General features: G+C 42.8%; 15 protein-coding genes and 1 pseudogene. 7 read left to right on the forward strand and 9 right to left on the reverse strand.

Annotated elements, in window-relative coordinates:
• The 4 genes and pseudogenes from ACE1AQ_RS08275 to ACE1AQ_RS08290 form a co-directional block, all read left to right on the forward strand.
• Positions 1-125, forward strand: a pseudogene (locus ACE1AQ_RS08275) (IS630 family transposase); the annotation flags it as partial.
• A gap of 434 nt (positions 126-559) precedes the next feature.
• Positions 560-1,222 (forward strand): potassium channel family protein, encoded by a 663-nt coding sequence (locus tag ACE1AQ_RS08280; RefSeq protein ID WP_110544175.1) that lies wholly within the window; start codon positions 560-562, stop codon positions 1,220-1,222.
• A gap of 33 nt (positions 1,223-1,255) precedes the next feature.
• The gene (locus ACE1AQ_RS08285; RefSeq protein ID WP_110544178.1) at positions 1,256-2,032 is read left to right on the forward strand and encodes a DUF2092 domain-containing protein; all 777 of its coding nucleotides are present in this window, start codon (positions 1,256-1,258) and stop codon (positions 2,030-2,032) included.
• Between the two features lie 21 nt (positions 2,033-2,053).
• Complete coding sequence (locus ACE1AQ_RS08290; RefSeq protein WP_110544181.1) at positions 2,054-2,938, forward strand: DUF6515 family protein; 885 nt, start codon at positions 2,054-2,056, stop codon at positions 2,936-2,938.
• Here ACE1AQ_RS08290 and ACE1AQ_RS08295 read toward each other — a convergent pair.
• Positions 2,935-5,997, reverse strand: coding sequence for a DEAD/DEAH box helicase (locus ACE1AQ_RS08295; protein WP_374808213.1), 3,063 nt, complete (start codon positions 5,995-5,997; stop codon positions 2,935-2,937). The two genes, ACE1AQ_RS08290 and ACE1AQ_RS08295, sit on opposite strands and share 4 nt — an antisense overlap.
• Positions 5,998-6,199: 202 nt before the next feature.
• Between ACE1AQ_RS08295 and ACE1AQ_RS08300 the strand changes: the two genes are divergently transcribed.
• Positions 6,200-6,988, forward strand: a complete 789-nt coding sequence (locus ACE1AQ_RS08300) for a pentapeptide repeat-containing protein (RefSeq protein ID WP_008198683.1) — start codon at positions 6,200-6,202, stop codon at positions 6,986-6,988.
• Here the strand turns inward: ACE1AQ_RS08300 and ACE1AQ_RS08305 are convergent.
• Together ACE1AQ_RS08305 and ACE1AQ_RS08310 are read right to left on the reverse strand one after the other, a co-directional pair.
• Positions 6,985-7,419: a metalloregulator ArsR/SmtB family transcription factor gene (locus tag ACE1AQ_RS08305; protein WP_172456631.1), complete on the reverse strand. Its 435-nt coding sequence runs from the start codon at positions 7,417-7,419 to the stop codon at positions 6,985-6,987. The genes ACE1AQ_RS08300 and ACE1AQ_RS08305 overlap by 4 nt on opposite strands.
• A gap of 29 nt (positions 7,420-7,448) precedes the next feature.
• On the reverse strand, positions 7,449-7,625 hold the full coding sequence (locus tag ACE1AQ_RS08310; protein ID WP_110544185.1) for a metallothionein: 177 nt from the start codon (positions 7,623-7,625) through the stop codon (positions 7,449-7,451).
• A 316-nt stretch (positions 7,626-7,941) separates the two neighbouring features.
• Between ACE1AQ_RS08310 and ACE1AQ_RS08315 the strand changes: the two genes are divergently transcribed.
• A complete protein-coding gene (locus tag ACE1AQ_RS08315; protein WP_106909640.1) occupies positions 7,942-8,586 on the forward strand; it encodes a Uma2 family endonuclease in 645 nt (214 codons plus the stop codon).
• A 51-nt stretch (positions 8,587-8,637) separates the two neighbouring features.
• On the opposite strand, the gene ACE1AQ_RS08320 is transcribed toward ACE1AQ_RS08315, so the two are convergent.
• The 4 genes from ACE1AQ_RS08320 to ACE1AQ_RS08335 all read right to left on the reverse strand — a co-directional run bounded on the left by ACE1AQ_RS08320 (position 8,638) and on the right by ACE1AQ_RS08335 (position 11,035).
• Entirely contained in the window at positions 8,638-9,120 is a 483-nt protein-coding gene (locus tag ACE1AQ_RS08320) for a PEP-CTERM sorting domain-containing protein (RefSeq protein ID WP_374808215.1), read from the reverse strand.
• A 600-nt stretch (positions 9,121-9,720) separates the two neighbouring features.
• Entirely contained in the window at positions 9,721-10,068 is a 348-nt protein-coding gene (locus ACE1AQ_RS08325) for a type II toxin-antitoxin system PemK/MazF family toxin (protein ID WP_149977443.1), read from the reverse strand.
• Positions 10,055-10,240, reverse strand: a complete 186-nt coding sequence (locus ACE1AQ_RS08330) for a hypothetical protein (RefSeq protein WP_008198687.1) — start codon at positions 10,238-10,240, stop codon at positions 10,055-10,057. Before ACE1AQ_RS08330 ends, ACE1AQ_RS08325 begins: the two co-directional genes overlap by 14 nt.
• A 222-nt stretch (positions 10,241-10,462) precedes the next feature.
• The gene (locus tag ACE1AQ_RS08335; RefSeq protein ID WP_110544252.1) at positions 10,463-11,035 is read right to left on the reverse strand and encodes a DUF2808 domain-containing protein; all 573 of its coding nucleotides are present in this window, start codon (positions 11,033-11,035) and stop codon (positions 10,463-10,465) included.
• 209 nt (positions 11,036-11,244) lie between these two features.
• Between ACE1AQ_RS08335 and recF the strand changes: the two genes are divergently transcribed.
• Positions 11,245-12,372, forward strand: a complete 1,128-nt coding sequence (gene recF, locus ACE1AQ_RS08340; RefSeq protein WP_106909641.1) for a DNA replication/repair protein RecF — start codon at positions 11,245-11,247, stop codon at positions 12,370-12,372.
• A 98-nt stretch (positions 12,373-12,470) separates the two neighbouring features.
• Here recF and rpiA read toward each other — a convergent pair whose 3' ends face one another.
• On the reverse strand, positions 12,471-13,181 hold the full coding sequence (gene rpiA, locus ACE1AQ_RS08345) for a ribose-5-phosphate isomerase RpiA (RefSeq protein ID WP_008198690.1): 711 nt from the start codon (positions 13,179-13,181) through the stop codon (positions 12,471-12,473).
• A gap of 72 nt (positions 13,182-13,253) precedes the next feature.
• Positions 13,254-13,778, reverse strand: coding sequence for an RNA-binding protein (locus tag ACE1AQ_RS08350; RefSeq protein ID WP_008198691.1), 525 nt, complete (start codon positions 13,776-13,778; stop codon positions 13,254-13,256).
• Positions 13,779-13,934 lie beyond the last annotated feature (156 nt).

Genomic DNA, 13,934 nt, shown 5'->3' on the forward strand with positions numbered 1-13,934 from the left:
ATCGAGAATTTGAAAATAAAGAAGAACTGGAAAAAGTAGTCAATCAGCTTTTAAATGAAGGGGGATTGATTATTAAATGGAGTAGAAAACTTAAAAATAAGGGTAATGCTGTCAATGTAACTTAAATGCGTAAAAGCTTATTAGGTTGAGAAGAACCGTTTTTTATTGAAAAAACTGCCAGGGATTGAATCTCACTAAAATCCTAGTAAATCCTGTTTTGAAAAGCTGATAACAATCAATGACAAGTTAGCCAATGATAGTTAGTCAAGCTTTTAATTTCATTTATTATAAGGGGATTTAAGTAGTTAGTCGTTAAAAATTATCAGATCCCCCCGCCTATCGACACCCCCCTTATCAAGGGGGCAGGGGGGATCGAACCTAAAATCCATTTTTAATTTAATTATAACCAGCTACTTAGTATTAATTGTACTATATGCTAAAATCTGGACGCTAAGAGCTAACTTATCCCTCTTCTGTCAGAGGAGGAGCGTTAGAATAGAGAGAAAAGCCCTCAAAGCGAGAGTTGATATATGGTTAAGCCAATTAAAGGTTCGCTGCTATGAAATTTCGTCAATTGATGCGAGCAACAGAAAATAAATACAATCGGCTGCTGGCAAATCTAGTCTTGCTCTACATTATTTACCCATTTTTAGTATATCTACCCCTGGGAGATTTGCTGATTTTCTTTTTCTTCTCCCTCTCCCTGATCATCGCCGTCTATCAGATCGATCGCAGTAAATTGGCTTTAAGATGTAATATCGGTCTGTTTGTAATTGCACTTATCCTGCGAGTATTCGGCAGGATTATCCCTATTTATAGCGATTTAACTGGTTGGTTCGATCTGTCTAGTACATTAATTTCTCTAGCTTTTATTGGTTTATGCGTGTACTCGATTTTACGAGAATTAATTCTCGCCGAACAGGTGACATCCGATATCATCAAAGGGGGAATTTGTGTCTATTTTCTCCTAGGATTTTTCTGGGCATCGGCTTACAGTATTGTCCAGATTTTCGACCCCGATGCCTTTAGCTCCGCCGCTAAAACCGTCAACCAAGCGGATATAATTCATTTCAGCTTTACTACCCTGGCCACGGTGGGCTATGGTGATATCGTTCCTACCAGTAAAATCGCTAGAGTTCTGGCCAATTTAGAAGGAATGACAGGAGTTCTCTATCCCGCCGTTTTTATTGCTCGTTTAGTCAGTTTACACAATGGTCGTTAACCAAAACAATCCATCGCCTTGGAGGAATATTAGATGATTATGCCTCGCTTCATGCCGATTCTTTCTTTACTTTTGCCTTGGGTCACTGCCGCAGGAGTCTTGGCGGAAATACCGACTCTATCCCAGGAAATCCGCCCAAAAACGGCGGAACAGGTGATCGAGCAACTCTGTGCTAATTTAACCAAACAGCGATCGTTCACCGTCCATATGGATGTCACCTATGACGATATACTCGACTCCGGGGCGAAAGTTCAGTACAGTGCCTATCAAAACATCTGGGTAGAAAAACCCGATCGCCTGCGCTCGGACTACACTGGGGATGAACGAGTTACCCGCTTTTTTTACGACGGTAAAACCTTCACCCTCGAGGATCTGGAACGGGATCTATACGTCACGAAACCGGCACCGAATACTCTAGATGAAGCCTTAGACCAAGTAGAGCAAAGGTACGGAATCACCATTCCCATGTCAAATCTGGCAGCGAACGATCCCTGTGCAGATCTAATGGCCGATGTCGGGCAAATTATTTTTATCGGCAACAACATGGTCAATAGCGAACAAATGTATCATCTGATGCTGATCGGTAGCGATCGCGATTATCAAATCTGGGTCACGCAGGATGCCACCCCCCTACTGAGGAAAGCGATTATCACCTATAAAACTCTACCCGGTTCACCCCAGTACACGGCAATATTATCCGACTGGAATTTTAATCCCAGTACACCCGCCGATACTTTCACTTTCCAACCGGGATCAGAGTCGATCCCTATCGAACTTCTACCCCCTAGGGATAATCAATCCCAGCCATAAAAAAATCAAGGAGTCCGGGCCATGAAAAGATCTTTATGTCAAAACTTATGTGTTCTTGCCGCCCTCCTCTTGGGTACAAGTTTACTGATCACCGATGATGTGGACGCTCGCGGTGGCGGTGGTGGCGGTAGTCGTGGCGGTGGTGGCGTTAGTCGTGGCGGTGGTGGAGCTTCCCCACGGGTTAACCGCAGTAGTGATCTGCAAAACCGAGGGAATTTTAGTAATCGTTCCCAACCCTCTAGAGATTTTTCTGGAAGACAGGGGGAACGGCAAACCAATCAACAAACCCGTCAAGGGGAACGACAGGGGGAACGGCAAACCAGTCAACAAAACCGCCAAGGGGAACGCACGGAAAGACAGGGAGAACGGCAAACCAGTCAACAAACCCGTCAAGGGGAACGCACGGAAAGACAGGGAGAACGGCAGGGGGAACGCACCGAAAGAACCGATATCCGTCAAGGGGAACGCAGCGAAAGACAGGGTGAACGGCAGCAGCAGGTTAGCGATCGCCAACAGAACCGTCAGAACTTTATTGACGATAATCGCAACGGTTACTGGCGTGGTGGCGGTTGGTACGGTGGCGGTTATTATGTCCCCCCGGGTTGGGGTTGGGTGGGGTTAACCACTGGCCTAGTCATCGGTTCAGCGATCGCCACTCTCCCCCCCTACTACAATACCGTCTATGTGGGTCCCACTTCCTACATTTACTCGGACGGCATCTATCTTCAGCCTAGCGGTAGTTCCTACACGGTGGTGGCCCCGCCAATCGGCGCAATTGTCACCTATATCCCAGACGGCTGCACCACAATCACGACTGACAATACACTTTATTACAATTGTAGCGGTATCTACTATCAGCCCCTGTTTGAGAATGGTTCCACGGTTTATCAGGTGGTTCGCTTCTAATCGGTTTCTTCTTCATCAATAATTGCCGATCGATCTAATAATAATAAATCTCGCAGGCGATCGGTATCTAATTCTGTTAACCAATTTTCCCCGGCATCTACGGTTTGTTCCGCTAATTGTTTCTTGCTTTCGATCATCTCATTAATGCGTTCCTCTAGGGTTCCCGTACAGATGAATTTATGTACCTGAACATTGCGTTTTTGTCCGATGCGGAAAGCGCGATCGGTGGCCTGATTTTCTACGGCCGGATTCCACCAACGATCGATATGAAAAACGTGATTAGCGCGGGTTAAATTTAATCCTGTTCCCCCCGCTTTCAGGGAGAGAATAAAAATCTTTGGTCCTTGGGGATCATTTTGAAAGCGCTCGATCATTTCTACCCGATCTTTTGCTTTGGTAGAACCGGAGAGAAATAATATTTCCTCGGCTAATTTTTTCTGGAGATGGGTTTGTAGGAGTTTTCCCCACTCGGCAAATTGTGTAAAAATTAAAGCTCGATCGCCTTCTGCTATCACTTCCTCTACCATGGCTTCTAAACGTAATAATTTTCCCGATCTTTGACTGGTTTCTAAACTATTTTCTTTCAAAAAATGCCCAGGATGATTACAAATTTGTTTTAGTTGCATTAGCAAGGTTAAAATTAATCCATGTTTCTGAATTCCTTGAGTTTCTTCAATTTTTTGGAGGGTTGTCTCGACTAATTGTTGATAAAGTTGTCCCTGTTCTTTTGATAAACCACACAGGACATTCATTTCCTGTTTTTCTGGTAAATCTTCGATAATAGTTTTATCGGTTTTTAATCTCCGTAAAATAAAGGGACGGACAAGGGAACGCAAATTATGCAGGGATTCTTGATCGCCGTATTTTTCAATGGGAAGGGCAAACCGACGCTGAAAAAAGGCTTGAGTTCCTAAAAAATTGGGATTGAGAAAATCCAAAATTGACCATAATTCCGTCAGGCGATTTTCTACGGGAGTTCCCGTTAAGGCAATCCGAAATCCTGCCGGTATTTTTCGCACTGCCTGGGATTGTTTAGCCGTAGAATTTTTGATATTTTGAGCTTCATCTAAAACTAAACCTTGCCATTGTACTGCTTCTAAACTGGACAGATCACGATAGATTAAAGGATAACTGGTAATAACAACCGATTTATTTTTTACCTCTTGAGCAAAAGCTTGACCTTTTAATCTTTTTTCGCCATGATGCACAAAAACCGCTAGGGTGGGAGCAAATTTTCTTAACTCATGTTCCCAGTTATTGACCACAGAAGTGGGAGCAACAACTAGCACGGGATTAACTAACATATCCTGTTCTTTTAATGCTAGTAAAAAAGCGATTAATTGCGGGGTTTTTCCTAAACCCATATCATCGGCTAAACAAGCACCTAAACCCCACTTTTCTAGGAAAGCTAACCAACTAACTCCCTTGATTTGATAGGGACGTAATTCCCCCCGAAACTCCCGGGGGGGGTTGATTAATTGAATCCCTTGATTGTTATTTAAATTGTCAATTAATTCCTTTAATGCTCCCTCCGCTTGGAAATTAACTACCGGCAGTTTAGCAATTAGATTATTATCTCCTGAACTCAAGCGCAGGGCATCCTCCACCGAGAGATTCAGGGGAGCGATGGTATTATTTAAAATTGCCTGAGCTGCTTTGACATCCGTAGGTTGTAGGATTAACCATTTGCCCCCCACTTCCACCACTGGCGATTTTTTCTCTAATAACTTATCAAAATCTTTTTTCGATATTTCCTGTTCCCCTACCACTAATTTAAGCTGAAAGTTTAACAAACTGGTTAAACTTAATCTTTCTCCTTTTTTGGGAGTTACACTGGCAGCAATCTTAATTCCTAATCTTTGTTCATTACTACCGGCAGTTAAACCCGTTGGCAAAATTACCCCTAATCCCTGATCTTCCAATTGCCAAGCGATCGAGCGAATAAACTGATAAACTTCGATCGAATCAAGAGAACATTCCTCCGGGTGTCTCTGCTCTAAACTAATTCTAATCGGTTCGTACAATCGCGCTGCTAATCCCAATCCTTTTAAGAGAATTTCCTGGGGATTATTGACAACTCTTTGATAACTATGATAACTTTCTTTCCCCTCTAACCAAATCAACTTGGCACTAATGAGAAATTCGGGATCATCTAACGCTTGTAAATAATAGGTGAGTTTCCATACTGTTCCTAAACTGGGAGGTTGTAAGGATAGACAGACACGGTATTGATTCTCAATTAATTGGCGATTATTGCCATTAACTAAACTTTCTTGGATAGGAAACACCCAGTTATTATAAGCATTTTCTAGACGCTGTAAATTCTTGGCTTCTAAAGCAATGTCATGATGCTCACCGCTTAAAGATTGTAGCCAGGGTTTCACCATCAATGAGGGGGAAATATTAACACTACTATCTATCTTTTGTCGCAAACGAGCATCGACAATATTTTTTAAGCAATCGAGAATAATTGTTTGTGGTTCGCTATTTTCTTGATAGGCAAGACAGACTGGGGGGATGGTTTGGATAAACTTAGCTAAACGAGTGCGATCGATGGTACTATCCAGCAGGGGATACCAGCAACTTTCACCCTGATTTATTCCCGCTAAAAATTTCCCCCTTGCTAATAAATCTAAACTCCAACGGTGCAAATACAGCCAAAATCGTAGATCATTGCCGATAAATTCGGCCTTAGCTAGGGGTAATTTCTCCCATAACCGCACTATCATCCCCGCAGAAAAAGTTAATCCCGATATCTGCCATGGTTGCCAAGACAAGGATTTAGTTGAGGGTTCGAGAATTTGCCCCGACAGCAGCGGTAAAAAATATTTTTTCCTAGGGGGGGAATAACTAGGCAAACTGAGCTTGATTGATTCTGGAGAATAGCAGTCAAGCTGAGGGGAAAATTTCTCGATAAATTGGGCTAATGCCCTGGATTCTAGACAAAAAGGATGATTTTCCTTTGTTTCACTTAATTCTTTCCCTTGCCACTGTTCACCCCAAAGAAAAAAAACACTATCTTGCGAACCAATCAGCCAATTACCGTGTAGAGTAGTCATTATGAAATGGGGAAATTCCTTTAAAAAAACTTGCTGTTGAAAAGGTAACAAATCTCGATTTTGTCGCTTCTTCTGACCTTAAGAGCCTCTAATCTTCTATTTTAGTTGATAAGGGCTGATTTCTCAAGCAGAATCTAGTTGAGCGATTAGCCCTGATCGAATGGGTATTATCAGTAATAATAAATAGAGTTATTTTTAAACTATGTACAAATCGATCGCCCTAACCCTCGTCCTCAGTCTTCCCCTGAACTTCTCCCTAGTTGGTCAGACGGAAGATCTAAACCACCTACAGCAATTATTATCGACCCGAAAATGTCCCCAATGCGATCTGAGCGGTTCGGGGTTAGTGCAATCGAATCTAGTCGGGGCAAAATTAAATGGGGCCAATCTCGTCGGGGCCAATCTTAGTCAAGCTAATTTAAGTGGAGCGGATCTGAGTGGGGCAAATTTAACCGGCGCCTCTCTTTTTGGTGCTAATCTGACTGGAGCGAACCTAACTGGGGCAATCTTGACGGGTGCGGATTTAAGAGGTGCTTATCTCAATAATGCTAACCTCGACAACACTAAACTAGACACTGCATACGTGCAGGGTGCGGTGGGAATTCCCAGTAGTGCCGGTACTCCCGAACTATTCTATGGTCTAGGAATGGTGGAAGGAAAACAGGGACGCACCAGCGCCGCTATAGAAAATTTTAATAAAGCCTTGACAATTAACTCAGAATATGCTCCAGCTTATCTGGCCCGGGCCATGGCTCACTATCGTCTGGGACAAAATGCTCTAGCGGCCCAGGATGCTCAAATGGCTTCGACTCTCTTTGAACGACAAGGTAATACCCCCGGTTACGAAGCGGCAGAGAATTTTATTAAAGGCATGGAAATCGCCCTAAAACCGCGAGAACAAGGTGGTGGCAACGCTCAATTAGACCAAATGGTGCAGGGGATTGGTTCTCTGCTCTTACAGTTTGTTTTACCCGCTTTGGGACTGTTTTAGTCCTCGTCCGCTGGCTCTTCTAAATGTTCCGAGACCGCATAATAAAGGTCAAGAACATGATGATCGGCAAGACGATAAAAGACTCTCCGTCCCTGTTTTTGGTATTTAACTAATCTTAAGGCTCTTAGGGTTCTTAACTGGTGCGATACGGCCGATTCACTCATCCCTAAGTCGTCGGCTAAGTCACAAACACATAATTCTTGTTTGGCTAAAAGCGACAGAATTCTGAGGCGGTTGGCATCCCCCAAAAGGCTGAAAAATTCGGCCATTTTTTGGGCTTTTTCGATTTCTAATCCCTGCAAGTGCTGGAATTTCGCCTCTTGGTGATGGGATTCCCCACAAACCGGCGCTATTTTCTCTATGGCCATGTTTTTTCCTGATCGGTTATTAAGGGAAAGTTGAGAAAGGGAGGTATCGATCAAATCTTCCATGCCGATACTTGTCCCCTTCTCCCCAATAACTAAATTTGACTGCAAGAACAGCCCGGGTGTCCACCGCCTTTCTCGTTCTCGTTAACGTGACCATTGGCACAAGCTTGGCAACAGTAGTATTTATCGTTTTTTTTGATGGCATCGGCGATCGATACTTGACACGTACAGGATTCACAAGCACATTTCATGGTGGTGACAGCGATCATGGTTACTACCTCTGAACTTCTTTACTGACTTTAGTATAACATCTGAACAGATGTTCATGGATTGAATAAAGTTAAATTTTTCTAAAATTCAGACGGGTGGGAAGTTCTCCTTGATCAGTGATCAGATTTGAGTTTTCAGTTTGCATATAGAGCTTTTCACGTTACTGAGGTATCGACAAGTTTTGCCAACAAAGAGTTTAAGCCCCTTGCCCATGCCTCATTCTGATGAAAACTGCTATATAATATAATCTAAGGTAGAAAAAAGTTAAATACTGACTAAACCGCCCAATCATAACAACTGAGCCGACAAATTCTGATGTTATTAGCATTAAAACAACTAACTGTTACCCCAGGCGATCGCCTGTTGTTAACTTCGCTCACTTGGCAAGATTATGAAAAAATTCTTGACGAATTGGGAGATAGACGGTCAATTCGTCTATCTTATAGTCAGGGAAATTTAGAAGCAATGACTCCTCTTTTTATTCATGAAAATACCAAAGTTTTAATCGGGGATTTGGTTAAAGTTCTCCTGGATGAATTAGAGTTAGACTATGAACCCGCTGGATCGACAACCTTTAAAAATCAACAAATGGATCAAGGAATAGAACCAGATGAGTCTTTTTATATCGAAAATTGTGCTGCTGTTAGGGGAAAAAAGCGACTTGATTTGGCTATTGATCCCCCTCCCGATTTAGCAATTGAAATTGATATTACTAAGCGAACCCGATTTAATAATTATGAGCGATTGGGTGTTCCTGAATTGTGGCGATATAATGGAGAGAGACTGGAAATCAGTGTTTTACAAGGATCGGAATATGTTGAATCTTCCCAAAGCCGACTATTTTCTCAATTTAATCTAATAGAAAAAATTCCAGAAACGCTACAAAATAGTCAAAAAATCGGTAGTGCAATGGCATTAAAACAATTCCGAATTTGGGTCAAGCAAACGCTTAATCCCTAACTTTAAATGGACAACCAATTCAGGGAACTTTTGCCGATGATAATTTAGGGGTTACAGTTTTCGCTTTAAAGCTGCACCTATTCCTAATACTCCTAAACTCAGTATTCCTAGAATTGATGAGGGTTCGGGGACATTTATTTGACTGGTGCTTGCGATAGTAAAATCATCCAATGCTAAACCATCATCAGTATTTAGATTTCTGATGAAGGAAACAGAAATAAATGGATTGTTAGTGTCTATTACACCGAAATAAGTGACTGAACCTGTATTATTTGCACCACCCGTACCCGCTTGCGTGGGAACAGGGCGGTCTATGGTAGATAAACCGTCACTTAATAAAAATCTGAGACTAAGATTATTAGGTATCTCCACATCAGTGACATAAAAACCGAATGCTTTCTGTGGACTACTAAAATCAATACGAAATACTGTGCTAGTACCAGTATTAGTTCCAACTGTCTGATTACCAGAAATAGGAAACGTTCCATTTAATGTACCAGTTGGTATATTGACTACTGGAAGTCCCGGTGACAAAAACGCTGTATCTGTTCCAAAATTTAGTGTAGTGATGATAGAATTAGGAGCAAAAGTCTCAAATGTTTCTGTTTTTACGCCTTGCAGGTTCGAGAAAAAGGCGTTGCGTGCTATGTCAGCATTGGGGTGAGGAATCCGTACTGCGTTCTCGTTATTTCCAGTCGCCGTGGTGTTGATATCTTCACCAAAAAAAATTTGAGCAGCATAGGCTGCTTGAACAGATACTATCGTTAGGGTACTAATAAGTAGTCGTGCAAAATTAATTTCCTAGTGAAGATAGGCAAGAGGCAAGAGACAAGAGGCAAGAGGTGGTTAGATATGTGTAATTAATTTTGCTTAGGTACTTAGCAAAAACAGAGGAGGCGATCTGCTTGCAGCAGTGCTTCGCTATCGCTATCTTTAATAAGTTATTCTTACCTCTCCCCCGAAAATCAATCAGTTTTACTAATGTCATGATTGAAAAGCCTCTGGAGAATTAGATTTGAGTGATTGTTTAGTTGTATAGTAGTATAGTAATGAAGCTTTCTGGATTGCTCAGGGGAAATTTAAGGAAGTCTTTGAGATCGCTTTAGGAAAGTTAATCATTGGATAAAATCAATGCTAGGGAATATTTAAGGATTTTTTGAGGGCAGTTTGAACTTGGTTTAGGATGTCTGAGGGTAAAATGCCTAGTTTCTGTTGAAAAACGGACTGGTTGACCGTCGCAATCTTGTCAGTTCTAATTACAGAGGTCTTTTTTAAGCCTGTTTGTGAGAAGTTGGGATGTCCTTCCCTAACCAGTATCCAAGTTTCCCACCACTCTCCAGGGGGGATTTTGGAGAAGATTCCCAGGATGATTTGTTCTTCTCGATGTACAGCTAAAACTAGCGCGGGTCTGAGTTTTGTGGTGCTAAGGTCGCTGAAGGGAAAGCGAACTAACCAAATTTCGGCAGCTTTAGGTTTGGACATTGTAAATATCTTCCTCTGGGTCGTTCCATTCTGGAAAGCCTGTTTCTGCTAGTTTCATGAGGGTGAGGGTTTCTAGCTTGTCTTCGAGGTCTTCTAAGAGAGAAATTTGTTCTGAGAGGGGAAGTTGATAGACTAGGGTTTTGATTTCTTCAAGGGTTAGGGTGGAAATCATAAGACTCTGGGGTTGTCGAGATATACATTTATGTCAAGCAAACGCTTAATCCCTGACTTTAAATGTACAAGGAAGTCAGGGAACTTTTGCCGATGATAATTTAGGGGTTACAGTTTTCGATTTAAGGCTGCACCTATTCCTAATTAAATAGAAGTTTCCTACTGTCTTTTTACTGCTCACTGCTCACTGTTTACTGCTCACTGTTTTTAGACGCGGAACAGCCTACCAGCGATCGCCAGCCTCATAAATTGCTAAACGTCCGACTCCTAGATATAATCCGGGAGAATTCTCCCCGGGGGGATAGGCAGTAATTCCAAACTGATAGACACCACCATAATCGGGATTTCGTACTGGTTTCAGACCGATGGAAACGGTATTACCGGGGGGGACAGGAGGATCAAAAATGACCGTAATCGTCTGAGTATTGGGGTTAAAAGTAGTGGATTTTAGGGTTAATTTTTCGCCTCGCTGATTGCGATCGCCAAGAAAAGCAAAGGTTTGATCGCCAAGAAAAGCAATAGTTTGAATATTAGGCTGCTGTTGTATGGTTACTTTACCCAAGGGCGCCCCGAGAGACGGCGGTAGAGCGATGGTAAGATAGTATTTGACACCCCAAGTACGCACGGATTGAAAAGTAGCGGAGAAATTAACCAGAGTGGGAGAGCGCTCAAAAAATATGCTGCCATCGGGAAATTGTCCAGCGAGGGAAACAGAAGCATCAAAAGCGAGTATAGACATCAAAGCGAGTTTAGATAGACTTTCAGTCTGTTTTAAAGGCAAAAAGGGAATTTTCAAGGTAAAAGCTGCTATAAAATACTGATTGTCAAGGGGAATTATAGCAAATTCACTTAACCCCAAACCCCTGCCATTGTCAGTGATCAGTTATCAGTGATCAGTTATCAGCTTTTTTCTCCCCACTTCCCCAACACCCCACACCCCACACCCCAATTCATAATTTATAATTCATAATTCATAATTCATAATTCCCCAACCCCCAACTTGCAATGTATCTAGAACACCTGCACCTTCACAGTTTTAGAAATTATGCCGAACAGGTGCTAAAATTCGAGTCCAAAAAAACAATATTATTGGGTAATAATGCTCAGGGAAAATCTAATTTACTAGAAGCGATCGAACTTTTGGCCACTCTCAAGAGCCATCGAGTTAGCAAGGATCGGGATCTGGTGCTAGAATCGGACTCGGAGGCGAGAATTTTTGCTAGGGTTAATCGTCTTTATGGAGCATCAGAATTAAGTTTAATTCTCCGTTCTTCCGGTCGTCGTACCGTGATCCGCGACCGTCAACCCCTACGCCGTCATCTTGACTTTTTGGGCGTGATTAATGCGGTACAATTTTCTAGTCTCGATCTGGATTTAGTGCGCGGTGGTCCGGAAGCTCGCCGAGATTGGTTAGATACTTTGTTAATTCAATTAGAACCCCTATACGTTCATATTTTACAGCAATATAATCAGGTTTTACGACAAAGAAATGCCCTCTTAAAAGAGATTCGTAAACAGGAATTAGAGGGAAAAGTTTATGCGGATTTATCCCAACTAAAACTCTGGGATTTACAACTAGCAGAAACCGGTTCAAGAGTAACGAGAAGAAGGGCGCGAGTCCTGCAAAGATTAATTCCTTTAGCCCAAAAATGGCACGAAAGTATTAGCGGAAAAACTGAATATCTAGAATTACAATATGTTCCCAATGTGCCTTGGATAGAAGATGATGTCAATGAGGTACAAAGGGCTTTTTTAGATAAGATTGAAACCCGTCGTTTGGCAGAGAAACAACTAGGGACATCGGTAGTCGGTCCGCACCGGGATGAAGTGGATTTTTTAATTAACCAAAACCCCGCTAAATCCTACGGTTCCCAAGGACAACAAAGAACCTTAGTTTTAGCCTTGAAATTAGCGGAATTACAGTTACTAGAGCAGATTATCGGGGAACCTCCCCTACTGCTCCTCGATGATGTTTTAGCGGAATTAGATATCGAGCGACAAAATCAATTATTAGATGCGATCGAAGACCGTTTTCAAACCTTAATTACCACCACTCATCTCAGTTCTTTTGAGTCCCGTTGGTTGCAATCTTCCCAGGTATTTTCTGTCAAAAAGGGACATATTTTTTATTAGCCTATAGTCTCTCTTTGTTTTGCTCTTTGTTTGTATATACCCATAATAACAAAACAGGCCGCAGGCCTGTTTCACTATTAGCTTAAGAATAATTAATCCTACCTAATCTCGCGCACTACCGGCTTACCGTCGATAATTTCACCGACGAGAATCAGATCAGCAACCCCGACAAATAAACCATTTTCTAAAACCCCCGGCATATTATTAATAGTTCTTTCCAAATCAGCCGGATCATCGATACTATCAAATTTAACATCGATAACTAAATTGCCTTGATCTGTCACCACGGGGCCAGCTTTTTTCACTCCCATGCGGAGAGAAGGTTTACCACCGAGGGCCTCTAATTTCAGCATCACCGGAGTCATGGCCATGGGTAACACTTCCACTGGCAAAAGAAAAGTCGATCCCAACTTATCCACCAGCTTATTGCCATCCACTACCACGACAAAAATATCGGCGAGACTATCGACAATTTTCTCCTGAGTATGGGCAGCACCGCCACCTTTAATCAGGTTTTTCTGGGGATCCACCTCATCGGCCCCATCGATAGCGATATCCATCTTGGCGATGACATCAAGGGTAGTGAGGGGAATTCCGTACTTCCTAGCCAAAACTTGCGCTTGAAAAGAAGTGGGAACCCCGACAATATTGCTGATTTCCCCGCTTTGCAGTCTAGCGCCCAGATATTCGATCGCGTAGGCCGTCGTTGAACCAGTTCCCAATCCCACGACCGAATTAGATTGAACTAGATTAGCGGCGGCCTTACCGACCTCCTGTTTCATGATAATGATCGGATCGATTGCTGTCATTATGCACATTCCTAAAAGCGATGTTTTGAACCTCTTAGTTATCGGTCATCCCTTGCCCTCTTGTCAATGGAATTAGGGATTAGTGGCCTGAGCGGCCAACATTTCCTTGAGTTTAGCCAATTCATTGGCCCAACGGGGATCTGGCTGTAAAGCGTCACCATCGCTGGTAACTTTCGGGGCATTATTGCCACCCCGTTCAGCCTTGCGTTTTTTGCCGCCGCCACCACCACTGGATTTGCGCGGTGCTGCTGTCGTCGGTTTCGGAGTCGGTCTTTCGACTTTTTCTGGGGTTTCTACGCTGGCCTCCGTGCCTTCTGCTTCTTCTCCTTCTTCTTTACCTCCCTTGCTGCGGGGGAGAGCTTTCTCGATTTTGATCGGGTTTTCCATGAAGGATTGGCCGTTGTATTTTTCGATAAACTGGTCGGCTAGTTCATCGCTAGGGACGGTAACGAAGGCAAAACCGCGACATTTGCCGGTTTTGCGGTCTTTGATGACTTTAGTGGTAATCGTATCCCCTTCATCGGCAAAAAGCGCCTGTAATTTTTCGCGCTCGACGGATTCTTTGGGCAAATTACCAACGTATAGACGAACGGACATGATGGATTCCTCCAAGTATAGGTTGATGTAAAAACTTGTGCGACATTCCGTGCCTGTATCCTGATTTTTTTAAGGCAAACAGAGCTAAGGAAGATGTTTCCCAGCGATAGGCTTGTAGTTTCTGCACGATAGCGGCTGTGGCCGTCAATTTCGACT

Source organism: Microcystis sp. BLCC-F209 (assembly GCF_041928595.1).
Classification (GTDB): Bacteria; Cyanobacteriota; Cyanobacteriia; order Cyanobacteriales; family Microcystaceae; genus Microcystis.